A 24,801-nucleotide genomic window follows, 5' to 3' on the forward strand; every position below is an offset into this window, starting at 1 on the left:
ATCTGACTAATGACTAATAATTAAGGAAATTCCAATGTCTGACTCCCAACTCAACCAAAAGCTGAATTCATCAATACATCCCTCGCCAACTGACAAAATTTTGTCAGCATTAAAAGAAATTGTCGGTAAAGCAATGGGAGTAAGTGCTTCGGAAATAGACGATCGGACTAATTTTCTAGAACTCGGTTTTGAGTCCGTGCAATTACTCCAAATTAATGGCGCAATCAAAAAAGTATTCGGTCTCAATATTTCTTTAAAACTATTAATTGAAAATAGCTCTACGCTTAACGAATTAGCCGTCTACATAGCTCAGCAAATCCCGTCGGTTGAGCCAACATTAACGCCCGATTTTCCGGGAAAAAATAACTCAAAACTAAATAAAAAAGAATCGCCATTTCCAGAAAATAATGTAGTTCGACAAACCGACAATACCGCCATCAAACGTTTGATGGCGCAGCAGCTTGAGGTGATGTCCAAACAACTGGATTTTTTACGCGAAAATATTTCACCAAAGCAGAAACAACCTACACGCATACCTACCGCAACGATCGCACAGGAACGCCAGAGAGAAATTCCAATCCAAAATCCAAAATCCAAAATCCAAAAATCGCCCAGTCCTGCGAATTTAACTCCGCGCCAACAAGAACATTTAGACGCATTAATCGCACGGGTGATCGAACGCACTCAAGCATCGAAAAATTTGACACAAAACGATCGCGTTCATCATGCTAATTCCAGATCGATATTGGGATTTCGTCCCTCAATCAAAGAAATGGTATATCCCATCTATCCTCAAAGAAGTTCGGGTGCGAGAATTTGGGATATTGATGGTAATGAATATATAGATATGTCAATGGGATTTGGCGCACTTTTATTCGGTCATTCTCCATCTTTTATTATTGATGCAATTCAAGACTATGTTCGCCAAGGAATACAACACGGCCCGCAATCAGCAATGGCAGGTAAAGCTGCTCAGTTAGTTTGCGAATTAACAGGTCAAGAAAGGGCTTGTTTTTGTAATGATGGCAGCGAAGCGGTAATGGGAGCAATTCGCATCGCTCGCGCCATTACAGGGCGCGAAAAGATTGCTTTTTTTGCAGGTTCCTATCACGGAACTTTGGATGAAGTTTTGGTCGCCGGAGTACCGAGTGAAGAGGGAAATTTGCGTTCGATCGCGATCGCTGCTGGTATTCCGCAACATAAAGTCGAACAAGTAATAGTTCTCGATTACGGAAATCCCAAATCGCTAGATATTATCAGAGCTCGCGCCAGTGAATTAGCGGCTGTTTTGGTGGAGCCAATCCAAAGCGCTAAACCGGATTTGCAACCTAAAGAATTCTTGCATGAATTGAGACAATTAACTCAAGAAACGGGAATTACTTTAATTTTTGATGAGGTGATTACTGGATTTCGGATGCACCCCGGCGGGATGCAAGCGTTGTGGAATATTCGAGCCGATATCACAACTTACGGTAAAGCAATTGGTGGTGGTTTGCCGATCGGAGTAATCGCTGGTAAAGCTGCTTTTATGGACGCATTAGATGGTGGATTTTGGAGGTATGGAGATGCGTCTTATCCTGAAGTCGAAGTTACTCACTTTGCAGGTACTTTTTTCAAGCATCCTCTGGTGATGGCTGCTACTTTAGCTGCACTCACCCACATTAAGAATAGCGGCGCGAAACTGCAAGAAGAGTTAACTGCCAAAACCATAAAATTAGCCAACACGCTCAATACTTACTTCGAGCAAAAACAGTTACCAATTCAGATAGTCCATTTTGGTTCTCTATTCCGATTTGCTTATTCTCCCACTCTCAATTGGATGGATTTGTTTTTCTATCATCTTCTAGAAAAGGGAATCTTTGCTTTAGAAAATCGCAGACTTTTCTTATCTACCGCTCATACCGATGCAGATATCGAGCGGATGATTCAAGCAGTCAAGGAAAGTATCAGCGAAATGCAACAAGGTGGATTTTTACCCGGGGAATCGGGAGTGGAGAATGGGAAAAAATCTTCCCGATCGCCGATCGCAGATCGCCAGTTTTCAATCCCCCTAACAGAAGCGCAAAAAGAACTTTGGGTAATGGCACAAATGGGAGAAAATGTCTCCCGCGCTTATAACCAATCAACGACAATTCATCTGCGCGGTTTGTTCAATTTGACAGCAGCACGTAAGGCAATTCAAGAAGTAGTCGATCGCCACGAAGCATTGCGATCGACGTTTAGCCCGTCAGGAGATTATCAACAAATTAATTCGACTCTGACTATAAACATTCCAGTAGTAGATTTATCGTCTTTAGATAACAGCGATCGCGAAACACATTTAGCGGAATTTTTAGCGAGAGAAGCACGAGAAACTTTCCATCTTGAAACTGGCCCTTTAGTCCGCACCAAAATCGTCAAATTAGAACAACAACATCATCTTTTCGTTCTTACAGTTCATCACATTATTGCTGATGGTTGGTCTTTGGGAGTTTTGCAACAAGAACTAACTGCAATTTACACAGCCGAATGTCAAGCGATCGCGCATCAACTCCCACAACCAATGCAGTTAAGCGAATACGTTCAGTGGGAAGCAAGCCAGCAGGAAAGTCCAGAAATGGCAAAAGCTGAGGCTTATTGGTTGCAGCAATTTTCCAGTTCCGTTCCGGTATTAGAATTGCCAACCGATCGTCCGCGATCGTCAGTTAATCGCTACGTCGGTACTCGACAAACTTTCACGCTGGATAAAACTGTTTATGGCGCTTTGAAACACGAAAGCATCAAGTTTAAAAGCACCTTGTTTACAACAGTTTTGGCTGGTTTTTTTGCTTTACTTCACCGATTAACAGGTCAGGACGATATCGTTATTGGTATCCCTTCAGCCGGACAATTATCTGTTGAAGGTGAATCTCTTGTCGGTCACTATGTGAATTTATTGCCAATCCGCAGTCAAGTTGTGGAAAACCCGACATTCACAGAATATTTAAGTTCAATAAAACAGGTATTATCCGACGCTTATGACCATCAAATTTATCCGTTTATTAGGTTGGTTAAGAAATTAAACCTGCCAAGAGATACCAGTCGTCCACCTTTAGTGACAATACTGTTTAATTTGGACAGACCTCTGGCTACCTCAGAGTCTTTTAGCCAAAAAGTTGAGTTTGTCAGAAATCCCACCAATTCTTCCATCTCGGATATTTTTCTGGATATTCACCAACAAAATGACGAATTTGTAGTCGATTGTGAATACAACACCGACTTATTTGACTCGCAAACTATTGAACGGTGGATGAAACATTGGCAAACTTTGCTAGAAAGCATTATTGCTAATCCAGAACAGCGAGTTTGGGATTTACCTTTACTGAAGTCAGCCGAACTAAAACAGTTGTTGGTGGAATGGAATGATACCCAAACTGGCTACCCTCATCACTGCATTCACGAACTTTTTGAAGCGCAAGTGGAACGCACGCCGGATGCTGTAGCGGTGATGTTTGGAGACCAGAATTTAACTTATCGGGAACTGAATACTAAGGCTAATCAACTAGCGCATTACCTGCAAAAGTTGGGGGTAAAGTCAGAAGTAATGGTGGGGATTTGTTTAGAGCGATCGCTCGATTCCATCGTCGCAATTTTGGGTATCCTCAAAGCAGGCGGTGCTTATCTTCCCCTCGATCCAGCATATCCGCAAGAACGATTAGATTTCATGCTTGCTGATGCTAAATTGTCATTGGTCATTAGTCATTCGTCATTAGTTAAAAACTTTGCAAAAATGACGGTTATCTGCTTGGATACTGACTGGGAAATTATCCAGCAAGAAAACCGAGAAAATCCTGTCAGTCATTCTACAATTGATAATGTGGCTTATGTCATTTATACCTCTGGTTCGACGGGGAAACCTAAAGGAGTTTTAGGTTTGCATAGAGGCGCTATCAATCGTTTTCAGTGGATGTGGCAAACTTATCCTTTTAAAGGAGAAGAAGTTTGTTGTCAGAAAACATCGTTAAACTTTGTAGATTCTGTTTGGGAGATTTTCGGGCCCTTACTGCAAGGAATACCGACGATTATTATCAGCGATCGCATTCTCAAAGACCCTCACCAGTTCGTTGAAACTCTTGCTAACAATAAAGTGACGCGACTTGTCTTGGTTCCTTCTTTGCTGCGATTACTTTTAGATACGTTTGCTGACTTGCAAAAACGGCTACCAAAATTGAATTTTTGGGTGACAAGTGGAGAAGCACTTTCGGTAGATTTATTGCAAAAGTTTCGGCAGATTTTACCGGAGAGTACGCTGTTAAATCTTTACGGTTCCTCCGAAGTTTCTGCTGATGTCACTTGCTACAGTAGCAGTCCGCAAGATCGAGCTAATTCGCAAGTTTTGATCGGTCGTGCGATCGCTAACACCCAAATCTACGTCCTCGATCGCAACTTACAACCTGTTCCCATTGGCGTACCTGGTGAATTGTACGTCGGTGGTGCAGGATTGGCGCGAGGTTATCTCAATCGTCCCGAATTAACATCTGAGAAATTCATTCCTAATCCATTAGCGATCGTCGATCGCGAACAAACGACAAAACTATACAAAACTGGTGATTTAGTTCGCTATTTACCAGATGGCAATTTGGAATTTCTCGGACGGATCGATAACCAAGTGAAAATTCGCGGTTTCCGAATCGAATTAGGAGAAATTGAAGCGGTACTAGCTCAACATCCATCTGTACGACAAGTAATAGTTTTAGCTAGGGAAAATGAACCCGATAATCAGCAATTGGTGGCTTATATCGTATCCGATTCAGAACAGCCGATCGCAGCCAGCGAACTTCATCGCCTGCTGCAAGAAAAGCTGCCTAACTATATGATACCATCCGCCTTTGTGATGTTAGAAACTCTGCTATTGCTACCCAATGGTAAAGTAGACCGTCGATCGCTACCAGCACCAGAACAAGCGCGTCCCAAATTGGAAGCAGCCTATCAAGCACCCCGAACGGAAATAGAGCAAACCATTGGTGCTATTTGGCAAGAATATCTCCATTTGGAGGAAGTAGGTATTCACGATAACTTCTTCGATTTGGGTGGTGATTCATTGCTCTTAGTTCGCGTTCACAGCCAGATGCAAAAAATATTTCAGCGAGAGTTTTCTTTAGTTGGAATGTTTCAATATCCAACTATCGGCTACTTAGCTGAATATTTAATTCAGGAGGAAAACAAGCAGCGATCCTATGCAAATCATTCTCAACCATCAATAACCCCGACAGATTCCATCAACCGCCGCCGACAAGTCAGACAAGAACATCGAGCGGCAAGACAAAGAAGAGAGCAGCCTTAAAAGCTAATTTCAGATGGCGGATTTCCAATATCTTTCAACCCAATTAAGTAGGAAAAAATGATGTTAAACCAACAAGAAATGCTGAAAATCAAAACCTCCTTTAACCCCGACAACACGAGCCAATATACTATTGAACAAAAAACAATCGAACTCTTTGCTCCATCCACTCACACTGCCTCTCTAGAAAAAACGATCGAGATGCAAATTAACGCTGTAACTCGCGAGTTTTTAGCCAACATCAAAACCAACAGCGACATTGATTTTCAAGCGTTAACGCAAAACTTTTGCGATCCTCAAATTCCCATTGAACCCGCTAATTTTGAAAGCTACCTGGAATATTTATCCAACAACGTAATTAACCATTCAATCCACACATCATCGCCGCGATTTATCGGTCACATGACCGCCGCACTTCCCCATTTCGTTCAGCCTCTAGCTAAACTGATGACGGCGATGAATCAAAACGCCGTTAAAATAGAAACTGCTAAAGCTTTCAGTCCTTATGAACGTCAAGCTTTGGCAATGATTCATCGACTGATTTACAACTTTGGCGATCGCTTTTACGCCCAGCATATTCAAAACAGCGAGAGTACATTAGGAATTTTGGTTTCTGGAGGTACTACAGCGAATATCACGGCACTTTGGTGCGCCAGAAATACTTCTTTAGGGCCAAAAGACGACTTTCCAGGCATAGAAAAGGAAGGTTTAACAGCCGCCTTAGATTATTATGGCTACAAAGGTGCGGTAGTAATCGGTTCGGACTTAATGCACTACTCGTTTGAAAAAGCCGCCGATTTGTTGGGTATCGGTACGCGAGGTTTGATTAAAATTAAGAGCGATCGCAACAATCGGATTGACATCTGTGCGCTTCGTCAAGCTGTCACAGATTGTCGCGACCAAAACAAACATATTATCGCGATCGTGGGCATTGCTGGTACTACAGATTCAGGTGGAGTCGATTCTCTTTCCGATATGGCGGACATTGCGCGAGAAGCGAACGTTCACTTCCATGTCGATGCCGCTTGGGGTGGGCCACTGATTTTTTCCCAACAGCATCGACCTAAAATTGTTGGGATCGAACGCGCTGATTCGGTGACGATTGATGGACATAAACAAATGTATTTGCCAATTGGTATTGGGATGGTATTTTTGCGCGATCCGATCGCGGCACAAGCGATCGAAAAAAATGCCAGTTATACCATGCGTAAAGGTTCATTCGATTTAGGTAAACGCGCTTTGGAAGGTTCTCGACCGGGAATGGCATTATTCCTTCATGCTGGGCTCAACTTAATTGGGGTAAAAGGATATGAATTTTTGATTGATGAAGGAATTCGGAAAACTCAATATATGGCCGATCGCATCCGCAGTCTAGCTGAATTTGAGTTGTTAGCAGAACCGGATATTAACCTGTTAATTTACCGTTATATACCGGAGTCATTGAGAGAGAGTGTGGCTAAAAATCAGTTAACTGAAAGTGAAAATCAACTGATCGATCGATTTAACGAACGACTTCAAAAAGCCCAGCGCCAAGCAGGTCGTACTTTTATTTCGCGGACAACTAAAACCACTATCTGTTCTGGAAAAGAAATTCCGATGGTCGCATTGCGGGCGGTGATTGCTAATCCACTTACCACTGAAGATGATATCGATGCAGTTTTAAACGACCAGATGGAGATTGCTTTAGAGATTTCGATCTCTAATTCTCTAGAAACTACAGAAAATGTAGCTTAGAAAATGTTTGAAAATTCCAAATACAACAACACTCAACTTATGTATTCAGCAAATTCATCTTTGGCAGACAACTCTCGCTCTCTTTATAATAATTGGGCTTTTGCTTACCCAGTAAGCAAAGAGGGGATAGAACTTTGGCTAGATTTTATGCAGGAACATATCCTCAAGCATCTTCCAAAGGAAGCGCACCTTTTAGACATTGGCTGTGGAAAAGGAGAAATAGTAAAAAGTCTGATTGACAAAGGTTATCAAGTAACCGGATTAGATATCTCCGAGGAAATGTTACATTATGCTCGCGAGAATGTACCTAATGGTCAATTTATCCGAGATGACATTCGCTTCTGTAAGTTGCCGTCTAACTTTGATGCAATTGTTTCATCAAATAATGTCTTCAGCTATATATTGACTCTGGAGGATTTGACAAAGGCTTTCCAAAACGTTTTTTCGTCACTTGGAAAAAACGGCTGGTTTGGGTTTGATTTGAGTGAGGGAGAACGAGCTTCAGATCCTAGTAATTCAGTTGAAGATGAATTTATTGGTGAAATAGCAGATGATTATGTTTGGCTTCAGCATTCCAGTCATTCTCCCGATGGCAAATCATGCCAAGTCAAGCACGTAACCTTCCGATTACTGAATGGAAATTGGGAACGTTCAGATGTGAATTTTGCACAACGAGGTTATTCTCGTTCGGAAGTTGAATCTGCCCTAGAAAAGGTAGGGTTTGAGAAAGTTACAATCTACGATCTAGCCAAAGACTTTCCAATCAATATCCTTAAAGACTCAAGGATAATATACGTTTTTCGTAAACCTTAGCTTCAGAGCGTGTTTGCCAAGTTTACTTGGATAATGAGGAACAGTAATGCCCATGAATAGTTCAAATGAATTAAATCGTTTTGATGGAAAAGATGAAATCGCGATCGTCGGCATGGCGGGGCGTTTTCCTGGTGCTAAAAATGTTGATGATTTTTGGCAAAACTTGCGAGATGGCGTAGAATCAATTTCTTTTTTCACAGATGAAGAACTCATCTCTACAGTTACAGACCCAGCCTTACTCAATGACTCTAAATATGTCAAAGCAGGCACTATACTGGAAGATATAGAACTATTTGACGCGGCCTTTTTCGGCTTTACACCCAGAGAAGCCGAAATCGCAGATCCCCAACAGCGTCTTTTTCTAGAATGTGCTTGGGAAGCATTAGAAAATGCTGGTTACGATTCGGAAAGTTATCCCGGTCAAATTGGTTTGTTTGCAGGTGTAACTCTGAGCAGTTATTTATTTTCTAACCTGTATCCTAATCGCCATTTAATAGAATCAGTCGATCCGTTCCAAGTGTTAATTGGCAATGATAAAGACCACCTTTGCACGCAAACTTCTTACAAATTAAACCTCAAAGGGCCGAGCATTAACATTCAAACCACCTGTTCTACCTCATTAGTTGCAGTTCACTTAGCTTGCCAAAGTTTGCTGAATGGCGAAAGCGATATCGTGTTAGCTGGTGGTGTTTCAATTCAAGTACCACAAAAAACAGGTTATCGCTATCAAGAAGGAGGAATAAATTCTCCTGACGGACATTGCCGAGCTTTCGATGTAAATGCTCAAGGAACTATTTTTGGTAGCGGTTTGGGTATTGTCGTATTGAAACGATTAGAAGATGCTGTAGCCGATCGCGATTGTATTCACGCCGTCATTAAAGGTTCCGCAATTAATAATGACGGTTCTTTAAAAGTTGGTTACACAGCCCCCAGCGTAGAAGGTCAAAGGGAGGTGATTTTAGAAGCACTTGCTTTAGCTGGAGTGGAGTCCGAAACTATTAGTTATATTGAGGCGCATGGAACGGGAACTTCGTTGGGAGATCCGATCGAAATTGCAGCTCTCACCCAAGCTTTTCGTACCAGAACTAATCGGAATGGTTTTTGTGCGATCGCCTCAGTTAAAACTAATGTTGGACATTTGAATACAGCCGCTGGGATAACAGGTTTAATCAAAACTATCCAAGCACTTAAACACAAAGAAATACCTCCCAGTTTGCATTTCCAAAAACCCAATACCCAAATAGATTTTGCCAATAGTCCATTCTACGTTAATAGTACGTTGTCGGAATGGAAAACTAACGGCAATCCGCGTCGTGCTGGAGTCAGTTCTTTCGGAATTGGTGGAACGAATGCTCATGTAATTCTAGAAGAAACTCCCGATCTTGAAGTTTCTAGTTCTTCACGTCCTTGGCAGTTATTGCTACTCTCAGCAAAAACCAATACAGCATTAGAGACTGCAACTGCGAATTTAGCAAAACATTTACAACAGCATCCCGATTTAAATATCGCTGATGTTGCTTACACATTGCAAGTCGGTCGTCGGACTTTTGAGCATCGCCGAATGGTAGTTTGTCATGATATTGAAGATGCCCTGAATGCGCTAACTAATGTAGATAAGCAACGAGTTTTCACGCACTACCAAAAGCCCTCTCACCGTCCGATCGTATTCATGTTTTCTGGACAAGGCGCACAATATGTAAATATGGGGCGAGAACTCTACGAAGTTGAGCCAACATTTAGAGAACAAATAGATATCTGTTCGGAAATTCTCAAACCTCATTTAGGTATCGATCTGCGTTCAATTCTCTATCCCAGCGAAGCACAAACCGCAGAAGCTTCTCAGCAATTGGAACAAACTGCAATTACCCAACCAGCTATATTTGTTGTTGAATACGCGATCGCCAAGTTGTGGATAGAATGGGGACTGCATCCCGTAGCGCTAATTGGACACAGTATTGGTGAATATGTAGCTGCTACTTTAGCAGGTGTTTTCTCCTTAGAAGATGCCTTATTTCTAGTAGCAAGTAGAGGTAAACTGATGCAGCAATTGCCCTCTGGAAGTATGCTCGCCGTACCTCTCTCAGAACAAGAAATTCAGCCATTTTTGAGCAAAGAACTTTCTTTGGCAGCAATTAACGCGCCATCCTCCTGCGTCGTTTCAGGCTCGACAGCAGCGATCGCAACATTGCAAAATCAGTTAAATTCCCAAGCTATAGACTGTCGCCCCTTACATACATCTCATGCCTTCCATTCTGAGATGATGCAACCGATTTTAGAACAGTTTGTACTTGCTATTAAAAAAGTGAAGCTGAATCCGCCCCAACTTCCCTTTATTTCCAACGTCACTGGTACTTGGATTACAGAAAATGAAGCCACAAATCCCAGCTATTGGGGCAAACATCTGCGCCAAACAGTGAGATTTTCTGCCGGAATTTCCGAGTTATTAAAACAGCCGGAAGCAATATTTTTGGAAGTTGGGCCTGGACGGACGTTAAGCACGTTAACTAAGCGGCATTTAGAACCCGATGCCAAACATCTCGTGCTAAATTCCTTACGCCATCCTCAAGAACAACAATCCGATGTTGCCTTATTATTAAACGCATTAGGTCGGCTTTGGATGGCAGGCATAAAGATAGATTGGTCGGGTTTTTCTACTCACGAATCGCGTCATCGTCTCCCTCTCCCCACCTATCCTTTCGAGCGCCAACGTTACTGGATCGATGCCAAATTTCCATCCTTATCTGCGACTAAAAACTCAATAACATCAGACCAAAAAGATCGATGGTTAGTGTTTGTTGATGAATCTGGTGTCGGTTCCCAATTAATTAATAAATTGGAACAAAAAGAGCAAAATGTAGTTAGGATAAAGTTAGGAGAAAAATTTGCTAAACTCAGGGCTGGAATTTATACCATTAATCCCCAAAACCAAGACGATTTTGATGCTTTACTTGCAGAACTAATCCCGGATACAAAACCATCCCAGCAAACAGACGCCTCCCCACGCTATTTAAGACCCAGCCTCAGTAATTCGTATGTTCCTCCTACTAACGAATTAGAACAACAAATTGCCGAAATGTGGCAAGAAGTTATCGGTATTAAACAAGTCGGTATTCACGATAATTTCTTCGAGTTAGGAGGAGATTCACTCATCGCCACTCAATTAGTTTCGCGATTGCGATCGCATTTCCCAGTCGAACTACCACTCCGCGACCTTTTGCTTCAAGCATCCACTGTCGCCAAACAAGCAGAAACAATCGACCAACTTCTCCTAGAAAAAATTGCCGAATTATCTGAGGAAGAAGTTGAAGCTTTATTGGCTAATCGATAAAACTTTCTTTTTACACAACCGAATCCCATCTAATACCAATTTTTTATGAGGCTGCATAGAATCAGATCCCCCCTAGCCCCCCTTAATAAGGGGGGGACAAGATTTCACTCAAAGTCCCCCTTCTTAAGGGGGATTTAGGGGGATCGAGATATGTGCAACTTCACATTAAATTGGTATAACCTCATTACTCATCACCAACAACATCTATTATGGAAAACTCAACCTCTAATCTATCAGCAACCAAAAAAGCCCTTCTAGAAAAATGGAAGACAGGAAAATTTAGAAGTTCTGCTATTCCTAAGCGATCGGACTCTAATCTTATTCCTTTATCTTTTTCCCAGCAAAGACTCTGGTTTATCGATCGACTTTATCAAGGAAGTTCGTTCTATAATATTCCGACAGCCATTCATTTAAAGGGAATGCTTGATGTGACGGCGCTTAAGCAAAGTCTTAACGAAATTATCAGTCGTCACGAAGCTTGGCGGACGAGTTTTGTAATAGTAGAGCGGCAACCATTTCAGGCGATCGCATCTAAATTGACATTGGAATTACCTATTATCAACCTCGAACATTTATCGAACCAAAATTGGGAGGTTGAAGTTCAACAAATAGCAAGCGAGGAAGCTAAAAAACCCTTTGATTTATCCCAACCGCCTCTGGTACGGGCAACTTTGCTGCGTCTAGGCGAAACAGAACATATTTTCCTTTTGACTATGCACCACATCGTCTCCGATGGATGGTCTATCTCAGTGTTTGCGGGGGAATTAGCAACGCTGTATGCGGCGTTTTCCACAGGTCAATCTCCGTCATTACCGGAACTTCCCATCCAGTATGCAGATTTTGCAATTTGGCAGCGCGATCGCTTGCAAGGTGAATTACTCGCTACCCAACTCAATTACTGGAAGCAACAACTAGGCGGTGATTTACCTGTATTGCAATTGCCTCTCGATCGCTCCAGACCTACTATTACCACATTTAATGGCGCAAAGCAATACTTTACTTTTCCCCAAACTCTAACAGAGGCGCTAAGTAAATTAGGTCAGCAAGAAGAAGTCACTTTATTTATGACTTTGCTGGCGGGTTTTAATACTTTACTTTACCGCCATTCTGAGCAAGAAGACATCCTCATAGGTTCTTCAATTGCTAATCGAAATCAAGCCGAATTAGAAGGAATTCTTGGCTTATTTGTCAATACATTGGTGATGCGAAATGACCTCAGCGGCGACCCAAGTTTTCGGACGCTTTTGAGTCGGGTACGCGGGGTGACTCTCGACGCTTACGCACATCAGGATTTGCCTTTCGAGAAGCTAGTAGAGGAATTGCAACCCGATCGCGATTTAAGCCGAAATCCTTTGTTTCAGGTCATGTTTGTGCTGCAAAATACGCCGAATTCCGAGCGAGAGATTGCTGGGTTAACTTTGCGTAGTTTGGAGTTCGATAGTGGCACATCTCAGTTTGACATTTTTCTGTCGATCGGCGAATCTAAAGCAGGATTAACTGGATTTTTAGAGTACAGTACCGACTTATTTGATGCGGCAACAATTACAGGACTAATCGACAATTTTCAAACCTTACTGGAAAGCATCGTTGCTAATCCCGATCGCCAAATTTCTGAACTACCGATCCTAACTACCAAACAGCGAGAACAACTGTTATTGGAGTGGAATAATACTCAAACGACTTATCCGCAAGATGCGTCTCTCCATCAATTATTTGAACGGCAAGTAGAGCATTTTCCCGATAGTTTAGCGTTAATTAATCTATCGGAAAAAATAACCTATCGACAACTCAACCAAAAGGTCAATCAACTTGCCCATTATTTACAAAAATTGGGAGTAACAACCGAAAGTTTCGTGGGGATTTGTCTGGATCGATCGGTGGAAATGATAGTTGGAATTCTGGCGATCCTGAAAGCAGGCGGTGCTTACATTCCTCTCGATCCAAATTATCCAGTCGATCGTCTTTCTTTCATGGTTTCTGATTCCCAAGTTTCATTAGTCATCAGTCATTCATCATTACGCGATCGCTTTCAACAAATACAGGTTATTTGTCTAGATGATGACAGGGAAATTATCAATCGAGAAAGTCAAGAAAATCCTGCCACCGCATCGAGAAGTGACAATCTTGCTTATGTAATCTACACTTCTGGTTCGACTGGAACTCCCAAAGGCGTTCTCGGCACTCACCGAGGTACAGTTAATGGGTTACACTGGTTGTGGAAAACTTATCCGTTTGAAAGTCAAGATATTTGCTGTCAGAAAACAGCTATTAGTTTCGTAGATTCAGTCTGGGAAATTTTTGCTCCTTTACTCCAAGGAATTCCCACCGTTATCGTTCCCGATCCAATTGTCAAAGACACTAAACTATTCCTAGAAACGCTCGATCGCCATCGCGTTACGCGAGTCATACTTGTTCCTTCCTTACTGCGGTTAATTCTCGATACTTACGGTAATTTAACTCAGAAATTATCGAAGTTGAAACTTTGGATAACCAGTGGAGAAGCACTACCTCTCGACTTAGCGCGATCGTTCCAAAAATTGCTTCCATCTGCCAAATTGATTAACCTTTACGGTTCATCTGAAGTTTCTGCTAATGCTACTTACTACGATACGAGTTTATTACCAGAAAAAGCAACTAGCGTTCCGATCGGCCATCCAATTGATAACACTCAAGTTTACATATTCGATCGCCATTTACAACCAACGACCGTCGGAGTCTGCGGTGAATTGTACATCGGTGGCGATGGATTGGCGAAAGGTTATTTGAATCGTCCCGAACTAACCGAGGAACGGTTTATTTTAACTCCCAACTCAAAACTCTATAAGACTGGCGATTTAGCGCGTTACTTGCACGATGGCAATCTCGAATATTTAGGTCGCCGTGACGAACAAGTAAAAATCAGAGGTTTTCGGGTTGAGTTGGGAGAAATTGAAAGTGCGATATTGCAACATCCAGATATTCGAGAATCTGTTGTCATTATTCGGGAGGAGACACAAGGCGATCGGCATCCGATCGCTTACATAGTAACAGATGAACCAAACTTAGTTTCACAACTGCACGGTTACTTGCAAGATAAACTACCGGATTACATGATACCGTCTGCTTTTGTGCTGCTAGATGCGATACCGCTAACACCAAATGGCAAAGTAGATAAGCGATCGCTTCCAACTGATAATCCGATCCGTTCAAACTCTACAAAATCCTTCGTTTCGCCCAGAAATATTTCCGAATTAGGTTTGGTAAAAATTTGGGAAAATCTTCTAGCTATTAACTCAATTGGAGTTACAGATAACTTCTTCGAGTTGGGAGGTCACTCCTTTTTAGCTGTACGCTTAATGGCTCAAATTTACGAGTTGTTCGGACACAACCTTCCCCTATCTATTTTGTTTGAAAACCCAACAATAGAAAAACTCGCTAAAATTGTCAGCCAGCCAACAAATTTGAGTTCTGGTTCCCCGCTGGTAGCCCTTAATTCTTCGGGTTCGAGGACTCCTTTCTTTTGCGTACACGCCGCCGGAGGAGACATTCTCGCTTACATAAACTTGGCAGATAAAATCGGTGGAGAGCAACCATTTTACGCCTTGGAACAGTCTCCCAGTTCCGTAGAAGTTGAACCTAAATCAGTAGAAGAAACAGCAGCTTATTACCTCGAAGAAATTCGCGCAGTGCAACCGGAAGGGCCGTATCTTTTAGGAGGTTGGTGTTTTGGTGGGGTGGTTGCTTTTGAGATGGCGCAACAACTACAAAAACAAGGTCAAAAAGTAGACTTGCTAGTGGTAATTGACGCGATTTTGCCAGAAACAGTTATTCAACCAACAAAGGATGATGATGCTAAATTTTTACTCCGGTTAGCTGAATCAATTAAAAACTGGTTCGGTATCGATTTTTCAGTCTCCTACGACGAAATGCTCGATCTACCGTTGGATGAGCAATTTCAGTTATTGAATAGAAAGGCAAACTTCATCGTCAGCGACACGGAGATGTCGCAGTATATTCGCGATTACAAGGTTTTTAAATCTCACGTTCAAGCCATGCGAGATTACGTTCCCCAGGTTTATCCTGACAAAATTACGTTGTTTCGAGCTCACGATAAAATTGAGCATGATTTTGATAGTTCTGAGTTCCATAGCGATGACTTATTGTTAGGTTGGGGTAAGTGTTCCCAGCAAGCGATCGAAGTTATTGAAGTTCCGGGAAATCATTTCTCAATGTTCGCTGAACCTCACGTGCAAAAATTAGCCCAACAGTTGAAAGGTTATCTCGATCGAATTGAACTAGATTGCTAGATATTGTTGAGGTAGATCGCACTTTGACAGGGCTAGAGTAAAAAAGCTAACCAGTGTCAAAATCGCAGTCTTTCGCCAGAAGGAACTGAGTGAAACTGTTTCTGCGATCGATCGCGACAACGCCATTGCGATCGAACGCGCAACCTCTCCACTGCTGGAATTAGCCTTTGACGGCGGTGCAAAGAGGGAAAATACTCGATGCACGACCAATACTGCCCCTTCGACTGAGATATTGAGCCTTTGGTCATCGATCATTGGTCATCGACTGCTGACTAATGACTCACAACTACTTGACAATTATAATTATTTAGGGTATACATATTGATGAAAGATTTTCTCAACTTTTTCTACAAAACCCACTTTCCCCGATCGCAATAAGCTGGCGTACTCTCAAGACATTGTTTTTCTCCAGCCAGTCCTCAGTCCCCAGTCCCATGATTAACCCAAAAAGCTTACAGAAATTCGGATTGCTTGGCAGCTTGTACGTATCGCAGTTTATCCCGATCGCGTGTTTGTACGAAGCTTTGCCCGTATTGATGCGACAGCGTGGGGCCTCCTTAGAAGCAATCGGTTTTCTCCCCCTGTTGACTTTACCCTGGATGCTAAAATCCCTCTGGTCGCCACCGATCGATCGCTACGGTTTCACCCGTTGGGGACACTATCGATTTTGGATTATCTGCTTTCAACTCATCGTTGCTTGCACTCTAGTAGCTTTTGGCTTTATTGACATTAATAGTCAACTTCATGTTGCATTTTTATCTCTGGTGGTAATTTGTTTCGTTTGTGCCAGCCAAGATGTTGCCACAGATGCCTTAGCCCTAGGGTTGCTCGAACCCCACGAGCGAGGCTTTGGCAATGGCGCACAGAGTGCAGGTAACTCTGTGGGTGCAATTATCGGCGGTGGCGGATGCCGATCGAGATCGAACGTTCTTCTTTTCTGGCATTATTGCTGCCGCGATCGGTGGTGTAATCGCACAAGCGCTGGGCTATCAGGGAGTGTTTATTATTTCTCTTGCCATTGCTTTGGTTAGCATCGCGATCGTTGCCCGAGAATTCGATCGGACGAGACGCACTCAGCTAACTCCACAAATCGAGTAACGAGTTTTGAATAAAACCTTCCTACTTAGAACATATCGAAAAAATCCGACTCCACTTCCATATCTCACGACAAATGTAGATATACATCAACTAATTAAAAATATCGATGAACCTACCTTCAGGCCCAAAAGCTCCCATCTGGTTGCAATATCTTAAAATCGCCACCAATCCTATTGGCTACATGGACACTCTCGCAAAACGCTACGGTGACATTTTCACCATCACGTTTGGGACTACTCCCGTATTATTTGTCAGCAATCCCAAAGGAATCGAGCAAATTTTTACCAATACAAAACAGATTCCCGCTTCTGGAGAGTTGAACGGAGATATGGCCCTAATTACGGGGAATCAAGGAATACTCCAACTCGATGGTTTGCGCCACAAACATCGCCGTCAGTTGATGATGCCAGCCTTTCACGGTGCGAGGTTGCGCTCTTACGGAGAGCGAATCTGCGATCTGACAGAGAAAATTATCAGTCAGCATTCGATCGGCAAAGTCTTTGTAGCTTACCCATCGATCGAAGATATTACTTTACAAATAAGCATTCAGATTGTATTGGGTTTAAGCGAGGGAGAACGCTACGAAAGACTCAGGAAACTGCTTCCGGCAATCATAAATTTGATGCGGACTCCTTTAATTCAAGCTGCCAACATTCTGCCCTTTCTGCAACGAGATTTAGGTCGTTGGAGCCCTTGGGGGAAACTGCTTCAACTCCGGCAAGAACTTTACCAACTGCTCGAAGCAGAAGTGAAAGAACGCCGCCAGCAAGCAGATCCCTCTCGCAGCAATATTCTATCTGATTTGATGTTTGCTCGCGATGAAACGGGTGAGAGCATGACAGATGAAGAGTTGCGAGATTTGGTAATTTCGCCCTTATTCGCGGCTCAGGATGCTTCCGCCACTGCGATCGCTTGGGCATTATACTGGATTCACCATTTACCGACAGTACGCGATCGATTGGTGACGGAACTAGATAGTCTTGGCGACTCGCCAGATCCAATGAGTATTGTCGGATTACCCTATCTCACCGCTGTTTGTAATGAAGCCTTGCGAATTTATCCCACTCAGTTATTCACATTTCCAAGATTGGTAGAATCACCGATCGAGTTAATGGGTTATCAATTGAGTCCCGGTACGCTGCTCAGAGTTAATATTTGTCTGACTCATCGGCGCGAGGACTTATACCCAGAACCTAACAAATTTAAGCCAGAGCGCTTTTTAGAAAGAAAATTTTCTCCTTATGAATTTCTGCCTTTTGGCGGGGGCACTCGTACTTGTATCGGTGCAACTTTAGCTTTATTTGAAATGAAGCTAATATTGGCAACTATACTTTCACGCTATCAATTAGAACTAGCGGATAGCAAACCGGAACAACCTAAGTTTGAAGGACTACTTTGTTACCCTGTCAGTGGTGTGAAACTGGTAGTCAAAGGTCAGCGCCAACATCAAAAGCAACCGCAGCAGCTAGTATCTAACTTTCCTAATTAGGGATAGCTGATTTCAATTACCAATTACCCATTACCAATTACCCATTACGATGAAACTACCTCCAGGGCCGAAAACCCCCACCTGGTTACTGAACATTCAATTTGCATCTGACCCGATTGGCTATATGAATGCCATTACCAAACGCTATGGTGAAATTTTCACGATTATGTTTGGTTCTACCCCGGTAGTTTTCGTTAGCAACCCAGAGGGTTTAAAGGAGATTTTTACCAACACAAAAGAAATTACCGCCCCAGGTGAATTAAACCAAGGTCTCTCCTTGCTGGGAGGAACTAATGGATTGCTTTTGCTAGACGGTTTGCGCCACAAACATCGCCGCAAACTGTTAATGCCTCCCCTGCACGGGGAACGAATGCGATCCTACGGACAGCGAATATGTCACCTCACAGAGGAAATAATTAGCCAACAAGCGATCGGCAAACCATTTCTGGCATTTCCGATCGTGCAAGTTATTGCTTTGCAAGTAATATTGGAGGTAGTTTTTGGTTTAAATGAGGGAGAGCGTTACAAACAACTCAGGCAGCTAATTCCCTCTCTGTTGAGTTTTCCATTTTCTCCCATCATGAGCCTTATCTTCTCTTTCCCCGCTCTGCAAAGGGATTTTGGTCGGCGGAGTCCGTGGGGATACTTTCTTTACCTGCGACAGCAATTTGACCAACTGCTATACAGCGAAATTAACGATCGCCGCCAACAAGCCGACTCCTCCCGTGCTGATATCCTTTCCGATTTAGTATTAGCTCTTGATGAAAATGGGAAGCCGATGACGAATGAGGATGTGCGCGATCTTTTACCCTCGTTCCTATTCGCTGGTCGCAATACTGAAGCTAGCGCGATCGCTTGGGCGTTATACTGGATTCACACAAATCTTGCCGTTCGCGATCGCCTGCTTCAAGAACTCGATAATCTGGGTGATTTTCCAGATCCCGTCCGTATTGTCGCACTGCCTTATCTGAATGCTGTCTGTAATGAAGTCTTGCGAATTAATCCATCTCAAGTGATAACATTACCAAGAAGAGTAGAATCGCAAGTCAAACTGATGGGCTACGAGTTGAGTCCAGGGACAATACTCAGAGGCTGTATTTATCAAACTCATCAACGCGAGGATTTATATCCACAGCCAAAGGAATTTAAGCCAGAACGCTTTCTAGATAGACAATTTTCTAGTTATGAATTTCTGCCCTTTGGCGGCGGTGTTCGTCGTTGTCCTGCTGAAGCTCTTGGTCTGTTTGAAATGAAGCTAGTATTAGCGACTATTCTTTCCCGCTATCAATTAGCTTTGGCAGATAAAAGGCCAGAACAACCAAAGCCTTTAGGCATCAATTTTCCTCCTGCTAAAGGCTTGAAGATGGTCATCGTGGGTAAACGTCAGCGCCAAGAGCGATCGCCTCAGTTTGTTGCTGGATCGGTTTAGCTTCTGAAGTTAGTTTTTGTGTGCTTAGGGATTGTTCTGATTTGTTCTTTTTAATGGAGATAACGAAAATGATTGAAAGTAAAAAAGGTGCTGTAGTCATTACAGGAACATCTTCAGGTGTTGGTCGAGCCACCGCACTGCTGTTGGAAAAACAAGGATACCATGTCTTTGCTGGAGTTCGTAAAGAAAAAGATGCTGAATCATTAAAGCAGGCTAGCTCTGGCAATTTAACACCTATTATCCTCGATATCACAAAAGCGGAACAAATTAAATCTGCCGCAGAACTTGTTTCGCAAATAGTGGGCGATAAAGGAGTGGTAGGATTAGTGAACAACGCGGGTGTTGCCGTAGACGGGCCGTTGGAATGTATTCCGATCGATGACTTGAGGTTGCAATTTGAAGTCGATGTTATCGGTCAAATTGCTGTCATGCAAGCATTTCTCCCCGCGATCCGAAAAGCCAAAGGTCGGATCGTTAATATTGGTTCGGTTGCTAGTAAAGTTGCTCTGCCATATTTCGCCGCCTTGTCTGCTTCTAAATTTGCATTGGAGGCACTCACAGATTCTTTGAGAATGGAATTAACTCCTTGGGGAATTGAAGTCATCTCGATCCTACCAGGCCCAATTAATACAGAAGTTTCCGAGAAAGTGGAGGCTGGCTATTTGAAAACGATCGCCAATATGTCACCCGAAGCCAAAGCGATGTATGGCAACAATCACAAAGCTTATATGATGGAAGTGGTCAAGGAAAATCAGGAAGGAATGCCACCCGAAAAAGTCGCAAATACGATTTTAAAGTCTTTGGACGATCGTAAACCCAAAAGGCACTATATTGTCGGGGAAGACCTCTTTTTCTTGACCTGTAACAAGTTCTTTCCTACTCGGCTTTTTTATAACATTTTTTATTCGTTTGTAGAAAGAGACTTGAAATTTGATAAAAGGTGATTTCTGGCAGTAATTTCTTTTGCTGCTATCTTTAGCGATCTGTATACGAATGTTATTAATTGACATTCGTATACAAATTACAAGCCAGCTAAAATTTCAGGACTTACGCAAAAAAACCGGGTTTCTATGAAAAATCTGCGTTTCTCACCTAGAAATCTACGAAGAAACCCGGTTTCTGACCTCGTTATAAAACCATAGCAAATAATGACTTCAAAACAGGAAACACAACTTACAAATGAAATCCTCCAAGGCAATCTAACTCAACTGATGTTGAAATTATCCATTCCCGGTATTGTGGGAATGCTGCTGATTGGCTTGAACCCTTTTCTTGATGCTTTATTTGCAGGACGACTAATTGGTGAAAACGCTTTGGCAGCTATCTCCATCGCGCTGCCTCTGACGATCGTTGTAGTTGGATGTGCTTTATTAGTTGGGATAGGTTCTGCTTCGGTTCTCAGCCGCGCCATTGGCGCGGGAGATATCAAAACTCAATCTAACATCTTCGGTACTTTCGTAATTCTGAGTCTGATTGTTTCCTTTTTTATCACCATTTTAGGTTACAGTTTTGGCGAACAATTAATCTCATTTATGGGAGGGAAAGGTGAAGTTGCCTCCTTAGGTTCGGAGTATTTTAAAACCTATATGTTGGGTTCGGTATTTTTTGTACTAGCGGTAGGTTCTAGTCAGTTAATCAAATCTGAAGGGAAAATCGGTTTAGCGACCATCTTTGCTGCTATTTCGGTTGTGACTAATACGATTTTAAATCCTCTCTTTGTAGGCGTTTTTCACTGGGGTATTCAAGGAATAGCTATCGCGACGATTGTTGCTAATTTCGTTTACGCGATCGTAAATTGTAGTTATTTTCTTTCCGGTAAAAGTTCGATCCCGGTTCAAGTAAAAAAGTTAACTTTGTCAGTAGATTTACTGCCACCAATCTTATCGGTGGGTATATCGGTATTCATCATGGAAGTAATGACTGTAGTTCAACAGGTAATGATTTTTAAATCGCTCGCCTACTATGGAACCGATACCGATCTTGCCTTCGCTGGAGCAACATTGAACCTGTATTCTTTAGCAGTAACTCCTGTCTATGGCTTCGTACAAGCTCTACAGCCAGTAATTGGAATAAATTATGGAGCGGGAAATCATCACAGAATGAAGAAAGCATATTTTATTTTTGGTATTGGCGGTACTATTCTGTTAAGCATAATCTGGTTGCCTCTACAATTATATCCTGCAACTTTTCTAAGTTGGTTGCTACCGAAGGTTGCTTTCAGTGCTAACGATCTGTTAAACTTTCGGATTGTGACTATATTGCTACCCCTACTGTCTTTTGTATTCTGTAGCATTACTTTGTTTCAGTCCATAGGCAATGGTAAAATTGCGGGAATTATAGTTGTGGCTAGACAAGTATTTCTGTTTATACCAGTAGTGTTAATATTGCCGCTATTCATAGGAATAAATGGGATTTATTATAGCTTAACTGCTGTGGATATTTTAGTTTCCCTAATAGTCGCTTTATTTACTTGGATGGAATTGGATCGACTCCAACTTCAAATCTTAGCAAAATAAGTTGGTAGGTTTAATAAGCTGTTCCACATTTAACTTGCCCTAAGAGCATAGTTGGATACCTAAGCCAAGAGGTCGCCCCCCTGACCTGACGCATGGTTGTTTCATTCTCAATTCCAATTTTCATTCTTCGCCTTTCCAAGCCTCTGGCTTCAGGGGGCGACAAGCATCCTAGAATGGTTGCTGTATGAGGTTTATAGCCCTCAAGCCCTTTTGATACAATCTGCGCTTATTGCGAAGAGAAGTGATTGATTCCTCAACCCATTCTTGACACTCATGAAAAGCAACTATCCAATTATGGCTATATAGAACCCATTTGAGATATATTAGACCTCTTGCAAAAATCCTTTTAATCAAATTCTGGAACGGGCTCTCCGGCCCATTCCACAAGAAAAAAATTGGCGTTGCTGATTTACGGTATGCAAGGCAAAATCTGCAAGTCATAGAAACCATTTTCGACACAGTTTCTGGATTTTAAAATTATTTTTTCATACCCTGATTAAGCAACGCCTTTTTTCTTAGCTTCTGCGTCCACAGTATTAGTCACCAGATAAACACAACTCCTAGTTTACAGATAAATTTGCCTCATATTCATTCTCCAGCAGCCTCAGCCGACGCAGCGAATCTATCCGCTACAGCTTTAGCAATTAGCGCCACCTGACTCAGAGGCAAAAACTGAATTTTTTTGACAATATCGTTAATTTCTGGGGCTTGCGAGACTGGATTGCCATCCAAAATGCTGAGAAACTCTTCCAGCGTATAACCTGATCTCGCAGCGAGCTTAGCCAAGTTTTCAGTATCGGGAACCGTATCACCTCTTTCCCAAAGCTGAACAGCGGTAGCGGAAACGCCCAAAAGCTTACCAAACGCTCGCTGGCTCATTGTCCCGCGCGCTGTTTTGATAATTTCACTAAGTTTTTCTCTATTTTGGATGTTGTTCACGACTTAAAAGCTACTCGGCTTTACCTACAACTAAACTTATCAGTTTATAAATAATTATCATTTAAATCTTAACTTGTAACTATTGACATACAACTAAGCTTAGTCTAAAATACAAAGTATAGATATAGTTTTACTGCATCGGAGCGCCCCTCACGATCCAGGAGTCCCCAAAAATGACCAAAAGACGCAGCCAAAACACCCACAATTCACGTCGCAACCGTCAAAGCCTCACCGCCTCCGGTTGGCTCAAACCCCAGTGCTGGCAAATCTCCAAAAAAGAAGCAGCCGAAGCCCTGAGAATGCCCGTCAACCGCATAGTCAAAGTCTACCCCAAACAACATCAAGTAATAGTAGTTTACCTGAACCTGAAAGGACAAAAATGCAGTTCCTTTTTCAGTTACCGCCTATTTGCCAGATGGCAGCAAGAGGCGATCGCAGCCATAGCCAGTTGCAAAAACCAGCAAACTCTCGCACCCCTAGAAATCATAGTACAGTACGACCTCGAACATTTCAAATATCCAGTGGCGATCGCCGATGCAATTTGGGAAGCCCTACTCAACCACATCTCCCGCGTAACAAGGGAACTGAGGCTGAGCAAACAATGCGCCTAGTCCCCCATCACTCCATCAATTAGTAGAAGCAGCCAACTCAGCCAAACGTTCCTGCTGATCCTGAGAAATGCAAGTCTGAATAATCCCCTCAATATCCCCTTCCAAAACAGTATTGAGCGAGAAATTCTCCCCCAAACGGTGGTCCGTAGCCCGATTGTCCTTATAGTTGTAAGTGCGGATCTTCTCCGATCGCGAACCAGTACCAACCTGAGCCAAACGCCGCGACTTCACCTCATCCTGCTGCTCCCGCAACTTCATCTCATAGAGCTTAGCCCGCAAAATCTGCATCGCCCGCTCCTTATTCTGCAACTGACTGCGCTCCTCAGTACAGAAAATCCGAATTCCCGTCGGCTTGTGAAACAAATCCGCAGCAGTTTCCACCTTGTTCACGTTTTGGCCGCCAGCACCGCCCGATCGAGCCGTACTCATCTCAATATCCTTCGGATCGATGTGAATCTCCACATCATCAACCTCCGGCATCACAGCCACCGTCGCCGTCGAAGTATGCACCCGGCCGCCAGCCTCAGTCACAGGCACTCGCTGCACCCGGTGTACCCCAGCCTCAAACTTCAGCTTGCTGTAAACGCTATCGCCCGTAATTTCCAGAATCACCTCTTTAAAGCCGCCCATTTCAGCCAGCGACTCGCTCACCAACTTCACCTGCCAGCCTTGAGTTTGAGCGTAACGGGAATACAGCCGCAGCAAATCTCCCGCCCAAATACTGGCCTCATCTCCGCCAGTACCCGCCCGAATTTCCAGCATAATATTCTTGTCATCGTTCGGGTCGCGGGGGAGCAGCAAAACCTTCAAACGGGTTTCCAAATTTTCCAGCTTAGATTCAAGTTCCTCAACTTCCAGCGCGGCCATTTGCTGCATTTCTCGATCGCCCGCGGCTTCCTTGAGAACCTGTCGCGTGCCCACCAAATCTTCCTGAGTGGTTTTCCACAGATCAAAAGTATCGACCACTTCCTCCAAGGACGATCGAGCTTTTGCCACCCGTTGAAACTCTTGATTGTCCCTAGCCACATCCGGGTCAGCCATGCGGCGAGTCAACTCATTAAAAGTTTGCTCTACCGACTTCAATTTATCCAGCAAATAAGATTCAGCCATTGTCAGTTGTCCTTTGTCAATCGATTTTAGATTTTAGATTTTAGATTTTAGATTTTAGATTTGAAGAACAGTTGCGATAGAATCTCGATCGAACTCAATTTTCTGCCAACTCAACTGGCCTGCATAGCAAGTCTTCAATCTCAAATCTA

At 42.9% G+C, this 24,801-nt stretch carries 14 protein-coding genes and 1 pseudogene; 12 read left to right on the forward strand and 3 right to left on the reverse strand.

Translation table 11 applies throughout. The annotated features are described in order from the left end of the window. The first annotated feature begins 34 nt into the window (after positions 1–34). From QUB70_RS02260 to QUB70_RS02280, 5 genes are all read left to right on the forward strand, one after another. A complete protein-coding gene (locus QUB70_RS02260) occupies positions 35–5,302 on the forward strand; it encodes an amino acid adenylation domain-containing protein (RefSeq protein ID WP_332978118.1) in 5,268 nt (1,755 codons plus the stop codon). A gap of 57 nt (positions 5,303–5,359) precedes the next feature. Further along, on the forward strand, positions 5,360–7,033 hold the full coding sequence (gene panP, locus QUB70_RS02265; RefSeq protein ID WP_332978119.1) for a pyridoxal-dependent aspartate 1-decarboxylase PanP: 1,674 nt from the start codon (positions 5,360–5,362) through the stop codon (positions 7,031–7,033). Positions 7,034–7,036: 3 nt separating this feature from the next. After that, positions 7,037–7,846, forward strand: coding sequence for a class I SAM-dependent DNA methyltransferase (locus QUB70_RS02270; protein ID WP_332978120.1), 810 nt, complete (start codon positions 7,037–7,039; stop codon positions 7,844–7,846). A gap of 52 nt (positions 7,847–7,898) precedes the next feature. Continuing rightward, the gene (locus tag QUB70_RS02275; RefSeq protein WP_332978121.1) at positions 7,899–11,174 is read left to right on the forward strand and encodes a type I polyketide synthase; all 3,276 of its coding nucleotides are present in this window, start codon (positions 7,899–7,901) and stop codon (positions 11,172–11,174) included. Positions 11,175–11,383: 209 nt separating this feature from the next. Next, a complete protein-coding gene (locus QUB70_RS02280) occupies positions 11,384–15,460 on the forward strand; it encodes a non-ribosomal peptide synthetase (protein WP_332978122.1) in 4,077 nt (1,358 codons plus the stop codon). Here QUB70_RS02280 and QUB70_RS02285 read toward each other — a convergent pair. Beyond that, entirely contained in the window at positions 15,449–15,715 is a 267-nt protein-coding gene (locus tag QUB70_RS02285) for a hypothetical protein (RefSeq protein ID WP_332978123.1), read from the reverse strand. The two genes, QUB70_RS02280 and QUB70_RS02285, sit on opposite strands and share 12 nt — an antisense overlap. Positions 15,716–15,894: 179 nt before the next feature. Between QUB70_RS02285 and QUB70_RS32600 the strand changes: the two are divergent. The 6 genes and pseudogenes from QUB70_RS32600 to QUB70_RS02310 form a co-directional block, all read left to right on the forward strand. Further along, positions 15,895–16,302: pseudogene (locus tag QUB70_RS32600) on the forward strand (MFS transporter); the annotation flags it as partial. Between the two features lie 13 nt (positions 16,303–16,315). Beyond that, positions 16,316–16,558: a hypothetical protein gene (locus QUB70_RS02290; RefSeq protein WP_332978124.1), complete on the forward strand. Its 243-nt coding sequence runs from the start codon at positions 16,316–16,318 to the stop codon at positions 16,556–16,558. Between the two features lie 106 nt (positions 16,559–16,664). Further along, complete coding sequence (locus tag QUB70_RS02295) at positions 16,665–18,047, forward strand: cytochrome P450 (RefSeq protein WP_332978125.1); 1,383 nt, start codon at positions 16,665–16,667, stop codon at positions 18,045–18,047. Positions 18,048–18,096: 49 nt separating this feature from the next. After that, on the forward strand, positions 18,097–19,476 hold the full coding sequence (locus tag QUB70_RS02300; RefSeq protein WP_332978126.1) for a cytochrome P450: 1,380 nt from the start codon (positions 18,097–18,099) through the stop codon (positions 19,474–19,476). 41 nt (positions 19,477–19,517) lie between these two features. Beyond that, on the forward strand, positions 19,518–20,420 hold the full coding sequence (locus QUB70_RS02305) for an SDR family oxidoreductase (RefSeq protein ID WP_332978127.1): 903 nt from the start codon (positions 19,518–19,520) through the stop codon (positions 20,418–20,420). 204 nt (positions 20,421–20,624) lie between these two features. Next, a complete protein-coding gene (locus QUB70_RS02310; protein WP_332978128.1) occupies positions 20,625–21,992 on the forward strand; it encodes an MATE family efflux transporter in 1,368 nt (455 codons plus the stop codon). A 588-nt stretch (positions 21,993–22,580) separates the two neighbouring features. On the opposite strand, the gene QUB70_RS02315 is transcribed toward QUB70_RS02310, so the two are convergent. Further along, positions 22,581–22,931, reverse strand: coding sequence for a helix-turn-helix domain-containing protein (locus tag QUB70_RS02315; RefSeq protein WP_332978129.1), 351 nt, complete (start codon positions 22,929–22,931; stop codon positions 22,581–22,583). 173 nt (positions 22,932–23,104) lie between these two features. Between QUB70_RS02315 and QUB70_RS02320 the strand changes: the two genes are divergently transcribed. Beyond that, complete coding sequence (locus QUB70_RS02320) at positions 23,105–23,542, forward strand: hypothetical protein (RefSeq protein ID WP_332978130.1); 438 nt, start codon at positions 23,105–23,107, stop codon at positions 23,540–23,542. Positions 23,543–23,557: 15 nt separating this feature from the next. On the opposite strand, the gene prfA is transcribed toward QUB70_RS02320, so the two are convergent. Beyond that, on the reverse strand, positions 23,558–24,652 hold the full coding sequence (gene prfA / locus QUB70_RS02325; protein ID WP_332978131.1) for a peptide chain release factor 1: 1,095 nt from the start codon (positions 24,650–24,652) through the stop codon (positions 23,558–23,560). Positions 24,653–24,801 lie beyond the last annotated feature (149 nt).

This window comes from Microcoleus sp. A003_D6, from assembly GCF_036702825.1.
Taxonomy (GTDB): Bacteria; Cyanobacteriota; Cyanobacteriia; order Cyanobacteriales; family Microcoleaceae; genus Microcoleus.